14 protein-coding genes are annotated in these 15828 nt (G+C 49.2%); 8 read left to right on the plus strand and 6 right to left on the minus strand.

The genetic code is table 11. The features are described 5' to 3' along the window. Positions 1 to 3 precede the first annotated feature (3 nt). Entirely contained in the window at positions 4 to 1410 is a 1407-nt protein-coding gene (locus SH302x_RS06450; RefSeq protein ID WP_479367911.1) for an AsmA family protein, read from the plus strand. Between the two features lie 53 nt (positions 1411 to 1463). On the opposite strand, the gene SH302x_RS06455 is transcribed toward SH302x_RS06450, so the two are convergent. From SH302x_RS06455 to SH302x_RS06480, 6 genes are all read right to left on the minus strand, one after another. Then, positions 1464 to 3740 (minus strand): hypothetical protein, encoded by a 2277-nt coding sequence (locus tag SH302x_RS06455; RefSeq protein WP_479367912.1) that lies wholly within the window; start codon positions 3738 to 3740, stop codon positions 1464 to 1466. A gap of 11 nt (positions 3741 to 3751) precedes the next feature. Then, positions 3752 to 4726 (minus strand): ABC transporter ATP-binding protein, encoded by a 975-nt coding sequence (locus SH302x_RS06460; RefSeq protein WP_479367913.1) that lies wholly within the window; start codon positions 4724 to 4726, stop codon positions 3752 to 3754. Beyond that, complete coding sequence (locus SH302x_RS06465; protein WP_479367914.1) at positions 4723 to 5115, minus strand: GntR family transcriptional regulator; 393 nt, start codon at positions 5113 to 5115, stop codon at positions 4723 to 4725. The genes SH302x_RS06460 and SH302x_RS06465 overlap by 4 nt, the downstream gene beginning before the upstream one ends. A 367-nt stretch (positions 5116 to 5482) precedes the next feature. Then, the gene (phnX, locus tag SH302x_RS06470; RefSeq protein WP_479367915.1) at positions 5483 to 6307 is read right to left on the minus strand and encodes a phosphonoacetaldehyde hydrolase; all 825 of its coding nucleotides are present in this window, start codon (positions 6305 to 6307) and stop codon (positions 5483 to 5485) included. Then, positions 6300 to 7445 carry a TIGR03364 family FAD-dependent oxidoreductase gene (locus tag SH302x_RS06475; RefSeq protein ID WP_479367916.1) on the minus strand — a complete coding sequence of 382 codons (1146 nt, stop codon included), beginning with the start codon at positions 7443 to 7445 and terminating at the stop codon, positions 6300 to 6302. The genes phnX and SH302x_RS06475 overlap by 8 nt, the downstream gene beginning before the upstream one ends. Before the next feature lie 37 nt (positions 7446 to 7482). After that, positions 7483 to 8052, minus strand: coding sequence for a phosphonate degradation HD-domain oxygenase (locus SH302x_RS06480; RefSeq protein ID WP_479367917.1), 570 nt, complete (start codon positions 8050 to 8052; stop codon positions 7483 to 7485). A 430-nt stretch (positions 8053 to 8482) separates the two neighbouring features. On the opposite strand from SH302x_RS06480, the gene SH302x_RS06485 reads away from it, so the two are divergent. The 7 genes from SH302x_RS06485 to SH302x_RS06515 all read left to right on the plus strand — a co-directional run bounded on the left by SH302x_RS06485 (position 8483) and on the right by SH302x_RS06515 (position 15792). After that, positions 8483 to 9817: a DUF5690 family protein gene (locus SH302x_RS06485; protein WP_479367918.1), complete on the plus strand. Its 1335-nt coding sequence runs from the start codon at positions 8483 to 8485 to the stop codon at positions 9815 to 9817. A gap of 12 nt (positions 9818 to 9829) precedes the next feature. Next, complete coding sequence (locus SH302x_RS06490; protein WP_479367919.1) at positions 9830 to 10246, plus strand: hypothetical protein; 417 nt, start codon at positions 9830 to 9832, stop codon at positions 10244 to 10246. A gap of 42 nt (positions 10247 to 10288) precedes the next feature. Then, positions 10289 to 11521 (plus strand): ISL3 family transposase, encoded by a 1233-nt coding sequence (locus SH302x_RS06495; RefSeq protein ID WP_479363897.1) that lies wholly within the window; start codon positions 10289 to 10291, stop codon positions 11519 to 11521. Positions 11522 to 11579: 58 nt separating this feature from the next. Further along, the gene (locus SH302x_RS06500; RefSeq protein ID WP_479367920.1) at positions 11580 to 11819 is read left to right on the plus strand and encodes a cupin domain-containing protein; all 240 of its coding nucleotides are present in this window, start codon (positions 11580 to 11582) and stop codon (positions 11817 to 11819) included. A gap of 122 nt (positions 11820 to 11941) precedes the next feature. Further along, positions 11942 to 12397, plus strand: coding sequence for a hypothetical protein (locus SH302x_RS06505; RefSeq protein WP_479367921.1), 456 nt, complete (start codon positions 11942 to 11944; stop codon positions 12395 to 12397). Positions 12398 to 12444: 47 nt separating this feature from the next. Beyond that, positions 12445 to 13560, plus strand: a complete 1116-nt coding sequence (locus tag SH302x_RS06510) for a DUF1559 family PulG-like putative transporter (protein WP_479367922.1) — start codon at positions 12445 to 12447, stop codon at positions 13558 to 13560. 477 nt (positions 13561 to 14037) lie between these two features. Further along, positions 14038 to 15792, plus strand: a complete 1755-nt coding sequence (locus SH302x_RS06515; RefSeq protein WP_479367923.1) for a hypothetical protein — start codon at positions 14038 to 14040, stop codon at positions 15790 to 15792. Positions 15793 to 15828: the final 36 nt, after the last annotated feature.

The raw sequence follows: 15828 nt of genomic DNA on the forward strand, positions 1-15828 counted from the left end.
CTGATGCGAAAACTGTTCTATCTGCTGTTGCTATTGGTGATAGGCTTTGTGGTCTTCTTGGCCTTCTTGCCCACGATCGCTGGTTCGCGATGGATCACGGAACCGATTATTCAACGTTTGGCACAAGACCGATTTGTGTTGACAATCGATGCGGTCAAACTTCGCTGGTTCGCGCCACTGGAGTTTAATGGGATCACGATGAAGCAGGACGGTGATGTTCCTTTGATCAAGATTGATTCGATCGTCGCCCATCGCGGATTATTCGGTTACTTGATAGGAGGCAAGCGTTTAGGCAAGGTCACGATTCACCAACCAACCGTGGACATTGAGTTGCTGGCCGATGGTTCCAACCTCACCAAGTTCCTCGATGCCCTGCAGGGACCAACTGCCACGACTAGTTCAAGCGTGACTGCGAGGCCGCAGTTCGAAATTGATGTCGACGTTCGTAACTTTTCCGCGAAAGTCCAGCAGCAAGCCAGTGATGCACCGTTGGTCGTGGTGCCACCGTTTAGTACGGAATTCAGATATCAAGCGACTGCTGATGGGGCTCGATTGGTGGTGCAGCCCAGTACCATCCTGGATCAAGTGGAATTAACTCAGGAACTTATGCAATTAGGGCTTGGTTACGCCGTCCCGTTGCTAGCGAAGTCCGCTTGGTTTGACGGCCAGGTCTCGCTGGAGGTGGGTGCTTTAAATATCGATCTTGACCAACCGCTGCTGTCGACCGGTGACGCACGCTTGACCATGCATCAGGTTCGCAGTGGGCCATCAGACCCGCAGATTATTCAATTATTGGAGTTGCTGGCTCGCATCCGAGGTCGTGAGCCATTGCAAGAAATTGTATTTGTCGATGGTTCGCAGATTGATGTTACCGTTGCCGATCAAAAGGTAGCTCATAGCGGTTTGCAGTTTGGGCTACCGAGAGTCGACCCACGTTTACAGATCAGCAGCAGTGGCACAGTTGGCTTGGCTGATCGCACTTTGGATTTGCAGTTGAAGATTCCGGTACCGATCGAGAACTTTGCGAGGCGAGATTCGGTGAAGGCGCTTGGTATACCCACGATGGATTTACCGATCACGGGCACATTGGACCAGCCGCGGTTGGATTGGCAAGTATTGCGGGGCGATGCTGGAGTGCTGCTGGGGACCATTCAAGCTCAATTGACCGAAGAAGCACCTGCTGCAGCAGCCGTGGTGGGCGCGTTGGAAGGACTGGCCAGCGGAGAAGCGGACCAGGTGATTAATGCGGCGACGGATATTGCCAAAGAGTTAATCGAGCGACGACGTGTAGCGAAGGAGGCAGCGAAAGAAGCAGCGGCCAGTGGCGAGCAACCTGCCGCTAGCGGCACCCCAATCCGTGATGCACTCAAAGGAATCTTTCGCAACCGCGGGCAAGCAACGACAGAATAGGATTCGGTTGAGTTGTTTATACCGCCGCATTCAGTGAACACGTGACACTCAACTTACGGAGTACTTGCTCTCGAAACTTCTTCGATAGTACGCTTCAAAGTTGCAAGTACGTTGTTGAATTGGAGATAACTGTGCCCCTGGTGTTGCTCAAAGAGAACGTAACTCCTCAATAAATGACGTTGCTCATGCGCTTTACTCCAAGGCCAGGCATGGTCCTTTCCAATATTTTCGTATCGACTTTTCATTAAGCTTGCGCGACGGTTTACCAACCGCTGGCGTGTTTGATCTGGAAGACGTAATAGCCTGGATCGTTGTTCGTCGGCAATAAACTCTTTCCATTCGTCATTTGTAATCAGTGTTAAAGGTGTTAAGGCATCATCTGTAAAAGCGGGCTCTGGAAGTTCCATAATGTCCAGATACTTATTCATAGCGGCAGTCACCAAGTCTGACTGCTTTAAGTAAACACCTGCAAAGACAATTTCCGCTAGCTCCGTAGCAACCACTTCTGCAAGTCCATAGCCTGATCCAGAGGAATAAAGTGCATACTTTCGCGACTGAAGGCCTAATCCACTAGTAATGCCCTCGAGGCTATTGATATCAATAGGTCTAACGTTGCCAACTTGATGCAACAGTTTGCTGATATATTCGTCTCGTTGGGGATCTGAAATTGCCCTGGTTGGGGCTCGGATGCGTCCTAAAGAGTCAACATACGTTCGCTCATCCGCTTCTGTTGTGAACCTTGCTGCCCGTCTTTCATTGCTTTCCGCAATATCACGTTCAAGTTGTTCGCGACCGAGTGAGTAGTTGATAAAGCCCGAGTTTCGGTCGTTGGTAAGGAGAGATGTGGGCCGTATCACGGCGTTATGGGGATACACAAAAACTGGAGATGTCTGCTTGCTAAGTAAGACTTGTGGATCAACATATGCGACTTCGTAAAAAACGTGCGGTATCGCTAATAGGGAAGCTGCTGCAAATGCGGCGAAAAAAGCTGCCACGAATCGGATCAGCAGCCAAGCATTAGAACGTCTGTAGCGAATGCTCCATATCCAAATCGTAACAAGCAACATTAAAGTTACAAATACGCCAAAGTGAAACCCAATATTCCAGTCAAACCAAATACGCCACGTTTCGGGACTTGAATGATTTGAATCGCCGAGGGAAGTTCCCATAGAAGAAAAATAGCCGAACAAAAAAATATAGGTTATTGACCCTAATATACTAATCATGACAGCGATAACGGCAGAATTGGAAGTCGCAATCCCAGCGAAAGCCATCGCTAGGAGCATGAAAAGGGCCAGTAGTTCCGGCAAGTTAGCACCAGTTCGAGCGCCCAGGAAAGCGACCGTGCTAAATGCAAGCAGCGTGACGAACATTCGAAGGAAAAACGATCGCCAGATCGGCAGTCCCCGATCACTCAAGAATCGAAACTGCTGCTGGCTGACATCGACATGAAGAGTGGCCATTCCGGTAAGTAGGACCGCTAGAACCAAGCCTAGCGCCCTTGCCAGCTTCAACGACTCGGGTAACCATTGAACGAACAAGCAAATAAGAATGGCTGCTGTCAGCATAGGAAATGATTGCCGAGCGACCTGCCATAGAAAGGCCTGCCACCAGTTCGGTCGCGATACTATCAGCGTAGAACTGTAAGTGACTAGACTGCAGTTTTGCTTTCCGGATGAGAAGGTTTCCGAAAACGACTGAAAGATATCCGCAAACTGACCGCTGGTCCAGCGCCACTGAAATAGCCGTATACCGCCGACTGCGATTGCGATGGATAGAATCACCACGACCACAATCGGTAAAACCGCTAGTGCTCCACCTAAAATGAACAATGCTGTTGCAATGCCTGTTAGCGTTTGACGCGTCAGCAGGACGCTGCCAAAAAATATGAGCAGAAAGCTAATCGTTACTGTACTCGGATAAAAGATTGTTTCCGAGAGAGGCGAATTCGTGTTGACATTATTTTCCGTCCATGTCAAGAGCGAGTACTCGGAGATCTGAAGCACTATGGTTGATAGAACAACTAGGACGATCGATACGAAGGCCTTCGAATAGAGTACTGTCTGCCAGGGTACGGCCAGGGAACTTAACCAATTCCACGACGTGCTATCGCGTTCAAATCCGATCGATACACCGATGCAAATCATGGCAACAAGAAACGGAATCGCTTCTGCCAGGAGCAAGTCCAAACTCCAAGAATGAATGATCCTCTGTGATGAGAATGCCAAAAACTGCACCATGACGGTCAAGCCAACGGTCAGTGCTACCAACGGCGACAAGACGCGAAACTCTTTCCACAGCAGATGACGATAGATGGTCCATGAGTCCATAATTCCGCTCCTTAGGCTTGGCTGACTGTGAAGGATTCATCGGCCGAAAAGGATAAAATCGATTCGTTGCCTAACGCAATCGAACCTGTCCAATCCGAGTTGGTGCTGGTGACTGCCAAATACAGTTCTTCTAAATTGATGCGATGCGACTGAACATCAAAGATTCGATCGTTGTTTGACAATTGACGTAAGAACTCTTCGTTTATCCCTTGAGCCACTACGGAAACGGATCGCCCTTGGACCGTCGTCGAAAGCCTATCCAAATCATCCAACTCAATTGGTAGAGGTGCTAGTGGATCGTGCAGCGAAAACGTCAAGCTTCGAATGGACTGCTTGATCGCTTCCAAAGGTCCGCAGACGCGAATTTTGCCTTGATGCAAGATCGCTATCCAATCGGCGACGCGCTCGACTTCAGGGATATGATGGCTGCTGAGCAAAATAGTTTTCCCGGCAGAAGCCAAGTCTGCCATCGACTCTAGAAAATGCCGTCGCACTTGTGGATCTAACCCTGAAGTGGGCTCGTCCATGATGAACAGTTCAGGATCAGCGGCTATGACTAACGCCAAAGCGAGCTTGCCCTTTTGCCCCTTGGACAAATGGCGAATCTTAACGTCGGTAGACAGCTCAAACTCTTCAATCAGTGTCGCGAACCGCTTTAAAAACCCCTCAGGGTAGAAACCAGAAGTGAACCAGCCAATTTGGGAAATTTTCATCCAGTCGTAAAGTGCTGGGGAATCTGCTAGATAGCCGACTTTGCGACGAAGCTCCAGCGGTTGTTTGAACGGCTCTAGACCCATGATGGAAATGGAACCGACATCGATTTTGTGATACCCCAACAAGGCCCGGATCAACGTCGATTTTCCAGCTCCGTTCTCGCCAAGCAAAGCGAAGACCGAACCTGCAGGGACATTCAAGCTCACATCATGCAAAGCTTCCTTACGCCGGAAACGCTTGGTAACATTTTTGATTTCAATAACATGGTTCATGACTTACGCCCTTTCTTCGCCAATTGCAGTGCCTTATGAAACAGATCTTGAAGTTGGTTTTCATCTAGCCCGGAGTGCATCGCTTCGGCTAAGACGCTTGCAAGTCGATCGACCAACAATTTTTGTCGGTCAGAGTTACAGCGTTGCTTAGCTCCCGAACATACGGCAATGCCCCGGCCGCGCAGAGGTTCGACGATTTCTTCGGCTTGCAACTGCTGATAAGCTCGCTGGACCGTATTGGGATTTACCGCCAGCGATTTGGATAGCTCCCGCACGCTCGGAACCAATTGGCCACTGACGACCGTCCCTTCAGCGATTGCATATTTTATTTGACGTACCAACTGTTCGTAGATTGGCATGCCATTATCGACATCAATGCGGAATTGCATTTTTTTGGGTCCACTGTGAAAAAAGAAGTGAACATGCTGTTTTGGTGTGTTGGTGTAGCGACACACTGATATCGTATGTGGCGATATGGCCAAAGGGAAGAGCGTTTTTCAAGATTTTTCGACATTTCCAGGTAAACGCACCAGTCAATGGATTCGATTTCAGAGTTGGCTCGCTACCGTCCCGTTCGCAAGCCTTCGGAAAAGCGGGCGAGGTTCCTACGCACCGCAATGACTGTCACCAACTTTAGATGTAGACGCACCACTAGTGAGAATTTGCGAGCAATGCGACTCTGCGTGAAATTCAATTGGGGAAATAGAAGGGCCAGTCCGATCGATGGCAGGTCGTGTGTGGCGTAATCGAGAAAGGTTAACTACAGGCGTTTTCACCGCCTGCAATGCGGCGATCAATGTCTTGCAAAACAGGTCGCACATCAGCTACGCTCTCTACAACATAATGCGCACCGGCCGCAAAGAGATTCTTTGCCGCCACCTGAATTCGCTGGGCTTGCTCGTCCAACGATAAACTTGCAAGTTCGTTTTCGCTGAGGCCAACTTCATTACCAGTGCGCGAAATACCAATCGTCCAGCATCCAGCGTTACGGCCGGCTTGGATTCCAACCGGTGTATCGTCGACAGCCACCACAAGATTCATCGGATAAACATCCAACTGCTTGGCGGCTTCAAAGAGCAGAAATGGCGCTGGACGCCCTCGAGGAACATCATCAGCTCCAATTGCACAGGCTGGATGATAGCCTTGTCTAGCAGCGTGCTCCAATAGAACAGCAATCTGCGAGCGGACATATCCAGTGGTTGATCCAACTTTTATATTCTGCGCCAGACACCATTGGTTGAGTTCAGCCGCACCATCGATCAGTTTGCAAAAATCCACTAGCGAGTTTCCCTGAAGTCGCATGAACGATTCGTACAACGCATCAATGTCATGATCGGTCACTGTCGCTCGATGCGTAGCCTTCCACTGTTGCGCGACTTCAGGCATGTCGGTGATGCAGCGGATGTGATCCCACTTGGCACGTCCCATCGGTTCACGAGCTTGCGCAGAACTAATTGTCACTCCATGCTCTGCAAATGCACGTTTAAAGACTTCCGTCGGAGCGCACGAGCCAAAATCGATAGTGGTCCCGGCCCAGTCGAAGACAATGGCTTTCAGACGTTGAATCATGGGATCAGGCACAAGCAATCTCCTTATCAAATATCCTAGTTAAGGTTTCCTCGGCGGCAGCCAGCGACAAAGTCATTCCGGCTCCACCAAAACCGGTGATAATCTCTACGTTTGTTGCTGGCGTCGCAGTAAAGTACGCTGCATCCGTGTACTTGAGATATTGGCCGCTCCAACGCGCGCTGATGCGCCAATCTGGGATAGCAAACTGCCGCTGGACTTCGCGGAGGATTAATTGATCAATCTCTTCTTGATCAAATGGTTCAATGTCATCGTCGTATTGATGCGAGTCCCCGACGATGATTTCTCCATGTTGATTTTGTGAAAGCATGACATGGATTCCGTAACGGTCTAGTTCTGGTGACTGTTGGTGAATACGATTTTGCAATTGCGTTATGGATGGGCATGCCTGAAACGCTTGATAATGTCGCAGTGTAAGACCACTTGCCACGTGAGTCTCCAAGCGCCACTGGTTGGGTTGCGGAACAGTCCTCATCATGTGCAATTTACATTTGCGTAATCGTGACGAGCGTAACAACGAAGGGTAGAGCGTATCGACGTCATCGCCGCTACAAATCAGAATTCGCTCTGCCGTCCAAGACCTGCCATCGGTTGCAATTAAGCAATTGTCGTCGATCGCTTGAATGGCAGTACCAAAATGTAAGTCGACGGCTTGTCGTTCGAGGTATTTGGCGATCGCCGCGCTGGTTTCAACAGGATTTACTGCCAGTTCGTAGGGGCTCCACAAACTGCCGATCAGTCCCTCTGGGTTTGCACCAGGTGATTTCGCTAATGTTGCTTGTGCATCGAGGATTTCAACTTCGGTGTCATTTGCGATAAGTGTCGCGAATTCTTGCAGCACTTGCCATTCATCTTCTTGGTGAGCTAAATGCAAGGATCCACAGGGCGATAGATAGAATCCGGCGTTAGAAGCGAGTTCAATCCAGAGTTCTCTTGATTGCAATGCTCGCTGGAACCGTTCTCCTTGCGGTTGGCCCAGCGGCCAGATCATGCCAAAGTTGCGTACCGATGCACCGCTCGCTCGACGAGTTCGCTCAAAGATTGCAACCTTATAGCCTCTTACCCAAGCACGCCACGCATGGGCGAGTCCGATGATTCCTCCACCGACCACGGCGATGTCATAGTTTTTCATAGGAATCTGCAAGCTCCTGAGTCTTCCATTCTGTCACTTATGCCAACGTCGAAGCAGATGATTTTTCTTGGGCTAATTGCTCAATCAGCGGTAGGTATGTCTCCACTGTTGGAACTTGTAGGCTTTTAAGTTTGCCAAGGTCATCCCATTTCCGTAACGAAACTGCTTCACGATAAAAGCGGTTGCTTTCGAATGCGTTGATCTCGTCAGTGTTCATCTTGCCACCTTGCAGGTGAAGGCTTAGCAGCGATGGTTGAGACAATTGGGATTCGTAGTTCGGGTCAACAGCACATAGGTAACGCTTGGCATCCACGTGCAGTCGAACGGGCTCGCAAACATCATCATTGAAATGTTGTTGCAGGAATCGATTGCCACTGTTTTCGTGATGGTCGTCCACTCCTTGATCCGGCGCGTCGTCGGGTAGTTCATGCAGCAAGTGACCGATGTCGTGGAGCAGTGCCGCAACGATTAGCGCGGAGGACGCTCCAGACTGCTTTGCAAGGGCAGCGCACTGTAACGCGTGCTCCAATTGCGTCACGTCTTCCCCTCCATACTCGCTGTGTCCCCGGCTTTTAAAGAGTTGCAAAATCGTTTCAGCGGCGTTCATAAAGGTTACCTCGGTCAAAGCACGTCGTAAGCTTGGAAATGTTTGGGGAGTTTCAGACGCACACGATGATGACTAGTCTGCATTTCGTCAATCGTCCAAGCGAAGACCTCTATCACGATATTCATCGATCGCAGTCAAGGTATTGAAAATCGTAGCTCTTTCATGAAGGAAAATGCCGGTAGATTGCGACGGTGCTACGACAAGCAAGCCCATTGTTTCATGGAAACATCACGTGAAATTCACACGGATTATGGATGGGCATTTTCTTCATGAGAAGCTAACGACAAACGAGTTTTCAAGCCGTCTTGTAGGTGCTTTACTACGGCCTGATAGCTTTCACGTAGTCGATTCATAACGATCGTTTAGGTTCGGCCACGATGAACTGCAGTTCGATGCTAGTAGGATCTTTTGAGACAGGAAGTAACGCATCGTGAATCATGTTCACTTGGATTCGAGTGTCTTGGAGGCAACTGGCCGAGACTTGCTGGAGCTGCCAAGGCCGACTGGCTCGCAATTTCCAATGTTTGTATGGGCCTCGTTGGCTGCGTTCGGAACTTATTTCTGCATGTATGCCTTTCGCAAGCCGTTGTCCGTCGCAGAGTTCCAAGATCTTTCGGTGTCTGTATGGACGTTCAAGACGCTTGCCGTGACGTCGCAACTGGTTGGTTATGTGCTCGCCAAGTTGATTAGTATCAAGTATGCATCCGAAGTTGCTCCTCATCGTCGCGCGGTGTGGATTGTTGGTTTATTGTTGAGTGCCGAGTTGTCTCTTATCGGATTCGCGATCGTCCCAAGGCCATACAACTTGTTTTGTTTGATACTCAATGGTCTGCCGCTAGGCATGGTGTTTGGATTTGTGGTTGGCTTTCTGGAAGGCCGCCGCAGCACAGAGGCGATGGCGGCCATCCTTTGTACCAGCTTTATTCTGGCCGATGGCTTTACAAAGGCTTGTGGGAAGTGGCTATTGGTCAATGGTGTCAGCGAATTTTGGATGCCATCGGTCGTCGGGATGCTGTTTATGATGCCAGCGATGTTCTTTGTGTGGATGCTGACGCAGATCCCGCAGCCTAGCGAGCATGACAGGGCCGTGCGGTCGATTCGCAAGCCGATGACCGCCAGCGATCGCAGGCAGTTTTTCTGGAAGTACAGCGGAAGTCTGTTGCCGATCGTCATTATGTTTGTGCTGGTCACTGTATTGCGAAGCGTTCGGTCGGACTTTGCACCAGAGATTTGGCGAAGCTTGAAGGTGGAGACGACGCCTGCACTTTTCGGCATTACGGAGTTCTGGGTGGGGATGGCGGTGACGGTCTTTAATGGTGCTGCTGTGCTATGGGTCAGCAATCGAAGTGCCATAAGGTTTTCGATGCTATTGTGTGTTTTCGGCTTAGGGCTCGTGCTGATTTCAACAGGCCTAGCTCAATTCTCGATGATTAGTCCTTTAGTATTTATGATTTGTTTTGGGATTGGGCTTTACTTGCCGTATGTTGCAGTGCACACCACTATTTTCGAGCGGTTCATTGCGATTACCAAGGAGAGTAGCAATCTCGCCTATTTGATGTGCCTTGCGGATTTCGCAGGCTACCTCGGATACATCTTTGTCCTGTTAGGAAAAAGCTTCTTCACGCCCGGCTCGGATTTTTCGACGTTTCTTTGGCCACTGACATACATAGCGGGTAGTACCGCGTTGCTATGTACTGTCGCAGCATGGCTGCTTACCGATACTCGCGAGCCTACGCTCGCCACTTCATCAACTGCGCAAAAATAGCAAGGATTTACTATGGCAACGGACTATCTCAACCCCCAGCTTCCAACTGGGTTAACCCTGTTTTCGGCTCCGATTGTTCGCGCGACGGAAGCTTCTTTGGAAGGCTACGGCTCGATCATCCATCATGTTGATGAAGTTGAGATCGAGATCGTGCGGTGGCCTGCGGCGGGCTGGCGTCCTGTCGATGAAGACAGTGGAGATGAAGGTGGCGTGACTGAGGGAATCTTTGCCAGTAGCTGGGATGGCGACGTCCTATTTGGTTTCAATGCCGCAGTCGATGGTCAATACATCCTCGGCTACTCCCAGATGCCTAACGAGGCCCAGCGAGGGCATGATCAAACTCCAGAACGACTTATGCTGTGGCATGCAAACTATCATCCCGATGGCGGGCAACTTTTCTTTCCACTCGAGGTTCTTCGTGGAATTTAGTGGGTAGGTGCGTAGATTTGGCCGTTAGCGTATTCTTTGTCTATGAAAGAAGCAACTACTACTCACTATCATGCGTTACTTGGTTTGGACGACAACTGGAGCGTGCAATCGGTTGATTTTCGCCCTGCTGAGAAGGCCGTAGACATTCACATCAATCATACCGGAACAACTCTGCGTTGTCCTCGCTGTGATGCCGCCTGCTCACAAGCCGATCTTGCCCCTGAGCGAACTTGGAGGCATTTGGATACGATGCAATTTGTGACTCGCATCCACGCCTTGGTTCCCAGAAGCAAATGCTCTCAGTGCGGCGTGTTGACCATAGCGATTCCATGGGCCCAAAGGCACGGACGTTTTACGCTTATGTTTGAACAAGTTGCCATTGAAGTCATTCAAGCTTGCTCATCGCTCTCAGCGGCCGCTAAGCTACTGGGAATAGATTGGGCGGCAACTAATGGCATCATGCAGCGTGCGGTGGAGCGTGGGCTCCAACGCCGAAACATGGACGAAATTGAGCATGTTGGTATCGATGAAAAGAACTTTGGTAAAGGGCAGGATTACGTTTCGGTCTTGACCGACTTGGATCAGCACCGCGTGCTAGAAGTTGTTCCTCAGCGGACGCAGCAGTCTGCAGAAAAGCTATTAAAAACCTTGCCCGAACCACAAAGAGCGAAGATCAAAGCGGTTGCCGCTGATATGTGGAAGGCATTCCTAGCTGCCATCAGGGAAGTGTATCCAAACGCTGCTATTGTGCACGACAAATTCCACGTCAGTAAGTACCTTGGAGAAGCAGTTGATCTTGTCCGCCGCCAGGAGAGTCGATTGCTTGCCGAGAGAGGTGATGAGCGACTCAAGGGCACTAGGCAACTACTGCTATTTGCACGTGAGAAATTGTCGGAGGCGGATCGAAACTATCTCTACCAGTTGCAGCATTCGGACATCAAAACAGGTCGAGCATGGTCGCTTAAGGAGAATTTCAGGCACTTCTGGGAATGTACCGATCGAGACACTGCTGAGATGACGTTCGCTGGCTGGTACGGATGGGCCACACGCTGCCAAATCAAACCGATGGTGAAAGTCGCCAAGATGCTCAAGAGGCACTATGAGGGTCTTATGGCCTACATAGACCATCGAATAACCAACGCGATCAGCGAAGGCTTCAACAGTCGTATCCAATCCATCAAAAGTTCAGCTCGCGGATTTCGCAACTTCGACAACTACCGTACTCGGATCCTGTTCTTTTGCGGTAAACTCAACCTCGACTTGGAAATCCCTTAATCACTAAATTCCACGAAGAACCCCACTCGACAATCGCCCCTATCTCGTTCCACTAGCTTTGCCCGGAGACGACGTCGCCATTGAGGACTTCAAGTTCTTCCTTTTTCATGGTGACGAAGGTTGCTATATACATCCCAACGTTTGGCATGAAGGCGTCTTTGCGTTGTCTGGAAGGCAGCGTTTCATCGACCGTCAAGGAAGAGTCCACGCGCGTATATCGGTGAACTTTGCTAAAGAATTTGGCTGCTTGTTAAGTACAGATTTGACATCGATTCACTTAAGCGACTCTGACATTTAGATTCTATGTAGGTTTTCTTAATCAATACATCACCAAAACGTAATGAATTGAACCTTATAGCAAAAAGTCCATCTGGTATCTTCTTGACCAATCATCAACCTGCAATCTTTTAGGAAAATCTAATGGGTGTTTGGGCAAAGGCTATTTTCGTGACAACTTTGATGTTGTCGGTGTGTGGGTGCAACTCTGAACCGCCTCTGTACACGGTCACTGGTAAGGTAACTCTTGGTGGGAAATCGTACCCGCGACTGCTCGTCTACTTCCGCCGAACTGGAGTGCCTGCAACAAGGTTCAATATGGGCGTTGGGGAAACAGATAAAGATGGCAACTTGACATTGCGTAGTTCTGCTGGAAGTGGAATTGCGGAAGGTGAGTACTTGGTTTCATTTTCATGCATTCAGGCGGAAGGCCAAAAATTGGAAATTGATTTGGCAAAAGAAAAGGCTGACGACGATCGGTTTCTAAAAGTGGTCGAGTTAGTTCCCGAGAGATATTTGACTGACGAGACAAGTCAGGTGTCATTCGTCGTCAAGCCAGTCTCGAACAACGAATTTGTTTTCGACATTCCAGCGAAGTAGTCGCTGCGAGTCACCCTAGTTTTAAGCCTCGAAAGGATACAAGATTTATGCGTTCCAAAAATCACATTAAAAAACAGCGGGGTTTTACGCTCGTTGAATTGCTGGTAGTGATCATTATTATCGGAATACTTGCAGGGCTGTTATTGCCTGCAGTACAGAATGCGCGAGAGTCGGCCCGGAAGTCTAGTTGCGCGAGTAATATACGTCAATTAGGCTTGGCGACAATCCAATTCTCGACTGCTTATAAAGAGCAGTTGCCAATGTTAGGCGAAGCGGAAGAAGGCGGGCACTGGTCTGCATTTTTGCTGCCGTTTATCGAACAAAATGCAATTTTCTCTGGGCTACGATTCGGTTCTACTGATTGGGCTGCAGGAGTGGCGGTGACAAATCCAACGATGGAGTCAGCGTCGGCAGTGGAACGTCAGATCGCTGCTTGCGAAACCTATTTGCCATTCATGCATTGTCCGTCGACGAGGGCTCGCGAGCCTGTTTTTGATGCATCGACTTACACCCCACCTTGGTTTGTGGCAGCAAGGCAGCCTGCAAATTACTTGGCAGTAGTAACGGGCATTCAGCCGAATGATTGGAAACCCGACTTTGGATGGGGGCGTCCGAATAGGCCAACTTGGGGAGGCGGGAAAAGAACGCTGCACCACTCCGAGTTGGACGGTTTGTTTATTACGAGGCCCCGTGGCACTTCAGGGGTTGAGAATCGTCTAATACCCGGCGGTCCGGGGGGGGCTGTCAAGGCTGGCCAAGTTCTCGACGGATTTTCAAACACATTGATGTTCGGTGAAGCCGAACCAGATCCTGATTTGGCAATCGATTCAGCCCGGCAAGAAAATCCAAACACTGGTCGCAAGGACCATTGGGCTGTAGGCGGTGATGATTTCGATAACTGGGAAGGAACGGACTGGTCTGAGATGGGAGGATCGACAGCTGTACAAATCAACTATAAAAAGCCTACGACTCGATACTCTGACGCAAGTGCAGAGTGGGCTGCCTATGAAGTAAGCTTTGGCAGTATGCATGCTGGCGGAGCAAACTTCTGTTACGGTGACGGTTCTGTTCAGTTTATATCGGAGAACATTGAGCTAAAGATTTTTAGTGCGCTAGGAACACGAGCAGGACAAGAGTCGACACAGCGTCCGGACGTGCAATAAATCTCCAAGATTGAAGCTTACTGCCCCTACTGTAGAAATCTCGAAAAACCCTGTCTCACTAAACCTATCTCTAAAGATTGCAAAACAAGGTTCAGCTAATAAGTCAAATCTTTAGAGTGTCTCAAGAGCCCTATGGATATTTCATGGGGCTCTTTTCGTATGGAATTCTTTAATGAAGAGCTTTGAATTGAACTTCAGCTCACATTCACTGCATCCAGCGAATGCGGTACTCAGATCTGTTTTTCGTAGTTTTTGTAATTTAGTAAAAATGCGCCTTTGGATATTGATTGATTTTTATACTCTCTTCACGTCGTATTCATTGTTACAAACGATAGATCTTCACTTTCATTCGTATGATAAGCGAATGCATGAATCTTAGATTCGCATCTTTGAGTGGTGTTAATTTTGAAGAGCTTGGGAGGGGGGAGTTTGCTGGGTTTGTGGTCTTAGTTCTATTCACTTTGGTTAGAGGTTTTTATGACTTTTGATATTTTTAGTTTTCTGAAGGGACGAGCATGTTCCTACGCCGCTCTAAGCGTACTTGCAGTTGCGTTGGGCGGAGGTGCAGCGACTGCACAGTTGCAGACTGTTGCATTTGATGATTTCGAAGGCTTGACGATGAAGCCTTTTAGCGTGGCGAATGTTACTATTGGAGATGGTACTGACTGGACACGGGATATTCCGGGCTGGACAGTTTTTAATGCGCCGAACCATGTAGACAACACGCTTGTAACGCATGCCTATAACGGTTGGGCTGCCATGGACGTCAACTCTTGGATTCAAGAGCAAGGGATTCAGGCTGGACGCGATCGAATGAAGTTCGGTGTTGAGAATAACACCGCGTTGGTGGCCGATCCAGATGCTTGGGATGACTTTGCTCCATCGGGCAAGCCATCGCAAGGATATAACTCTTATGTTCAAAGAGTCTACGATGTTTCCGCTGCAAACCTATCGGCGTTGCAGTTGAGCTTCGATTGGGACTTTGTGGCCGAAGATCGCCAAATCGGCGTCGTCGATGTTTCGTTCGATGGCGGTGTAACTTGGCAGAATTTAGTCACAATTGCCTCGATTCTATGGCAGCAGGATCCTGTGTATGGTCCTTTTGCCGTTGCGAACAACACCCGCTACTCGACTAATCCACTTGGGTATACGGTTCAGCCGACAAAGAATTCGTTCGCGGCTGGTACTGATTTCACGCCGACGCACGGTGCGACAACCATGACGGTGCGATTTGGTTGTATTGAGTCCGGTAATGATTGGTGGTTCGCGGTCGACAATGTTGGTTTGACAGACGGTGCGAGCTTGAATGAATTCGAGGATTTTGAAGGTTTGGCGTTGTTGCCGTTTCCAGAGGGTGGTGTTGGGCAGCCACCAGGGGACGGGACTGACTACGCTGACGAGATTCCAAATTGGGTGGTCGATAACTCGCTTATGCTCACGGTAAGCGCGGAGAATGCCTTTCAAGGTTGGCGTGCATTAGATGTTCAATCCTGGATCAACCAGCAAGGTGGTCAGCAGCGATCTTTCTTTAACGAGCCGAGCATCTTCGGATTCAGAAATACCGTATTGGTCGCGGACTCCGATGCTCAGGATGACTTCGACGTTGATGTGTCAGATGGCCTTCAAGAATTCAATTCGTTTATCACTCGTACATATGATTTGACGAATTATGCCAATACAACTTTGAAGATCACGTTGGACTGGGAGTTCCGAGCTGAGAATCCTCAGCGAGGCTTCATCGATGTGTCTTTCGATGGCGGTCAAACTTGGACGATCCTGTTGGATCTCGATTCGTCAGATATTCCTGCGATGCGTACTGCCTACGCCGACTTCCTGTTCATTGATGGTAGTAACCCGCAGTTCGCGACGTTTAACGCTCCACAGTCATTCCAGTTTGGCGATGCTTTCAGTGCTTTGCCTGCTCAGAACAGCAATCAAATGACGCTTCGTATTGCGAAAGTCAATTCGGAAAACAACTGGTGGTTTGCTGTTGATAATATTCTTATCGAAGCTGAGCCGCAAAGTTTTGCTGTTGGTGACACAAATGGCGATAACGTATTTGACCTTGGGGATTTGGAAGGAGTCATCAATGCGATTGATGCTCTATTCACCGGTGATTCCAGCAATGTGAATTTTGATCCGTCGGTAATCCTTGATTATAACGCGGATGGCGTGTTTGATCTTGGGGATCTTGATGGAATTATTGCTGCCATCAATTTGCTGTTTGGCTAATTGTTTTGTTTACACGTTTTACAGATTTAGGATAAA

It is taken from the genome of Njordella calcicola, assembly GCF_056494125.1.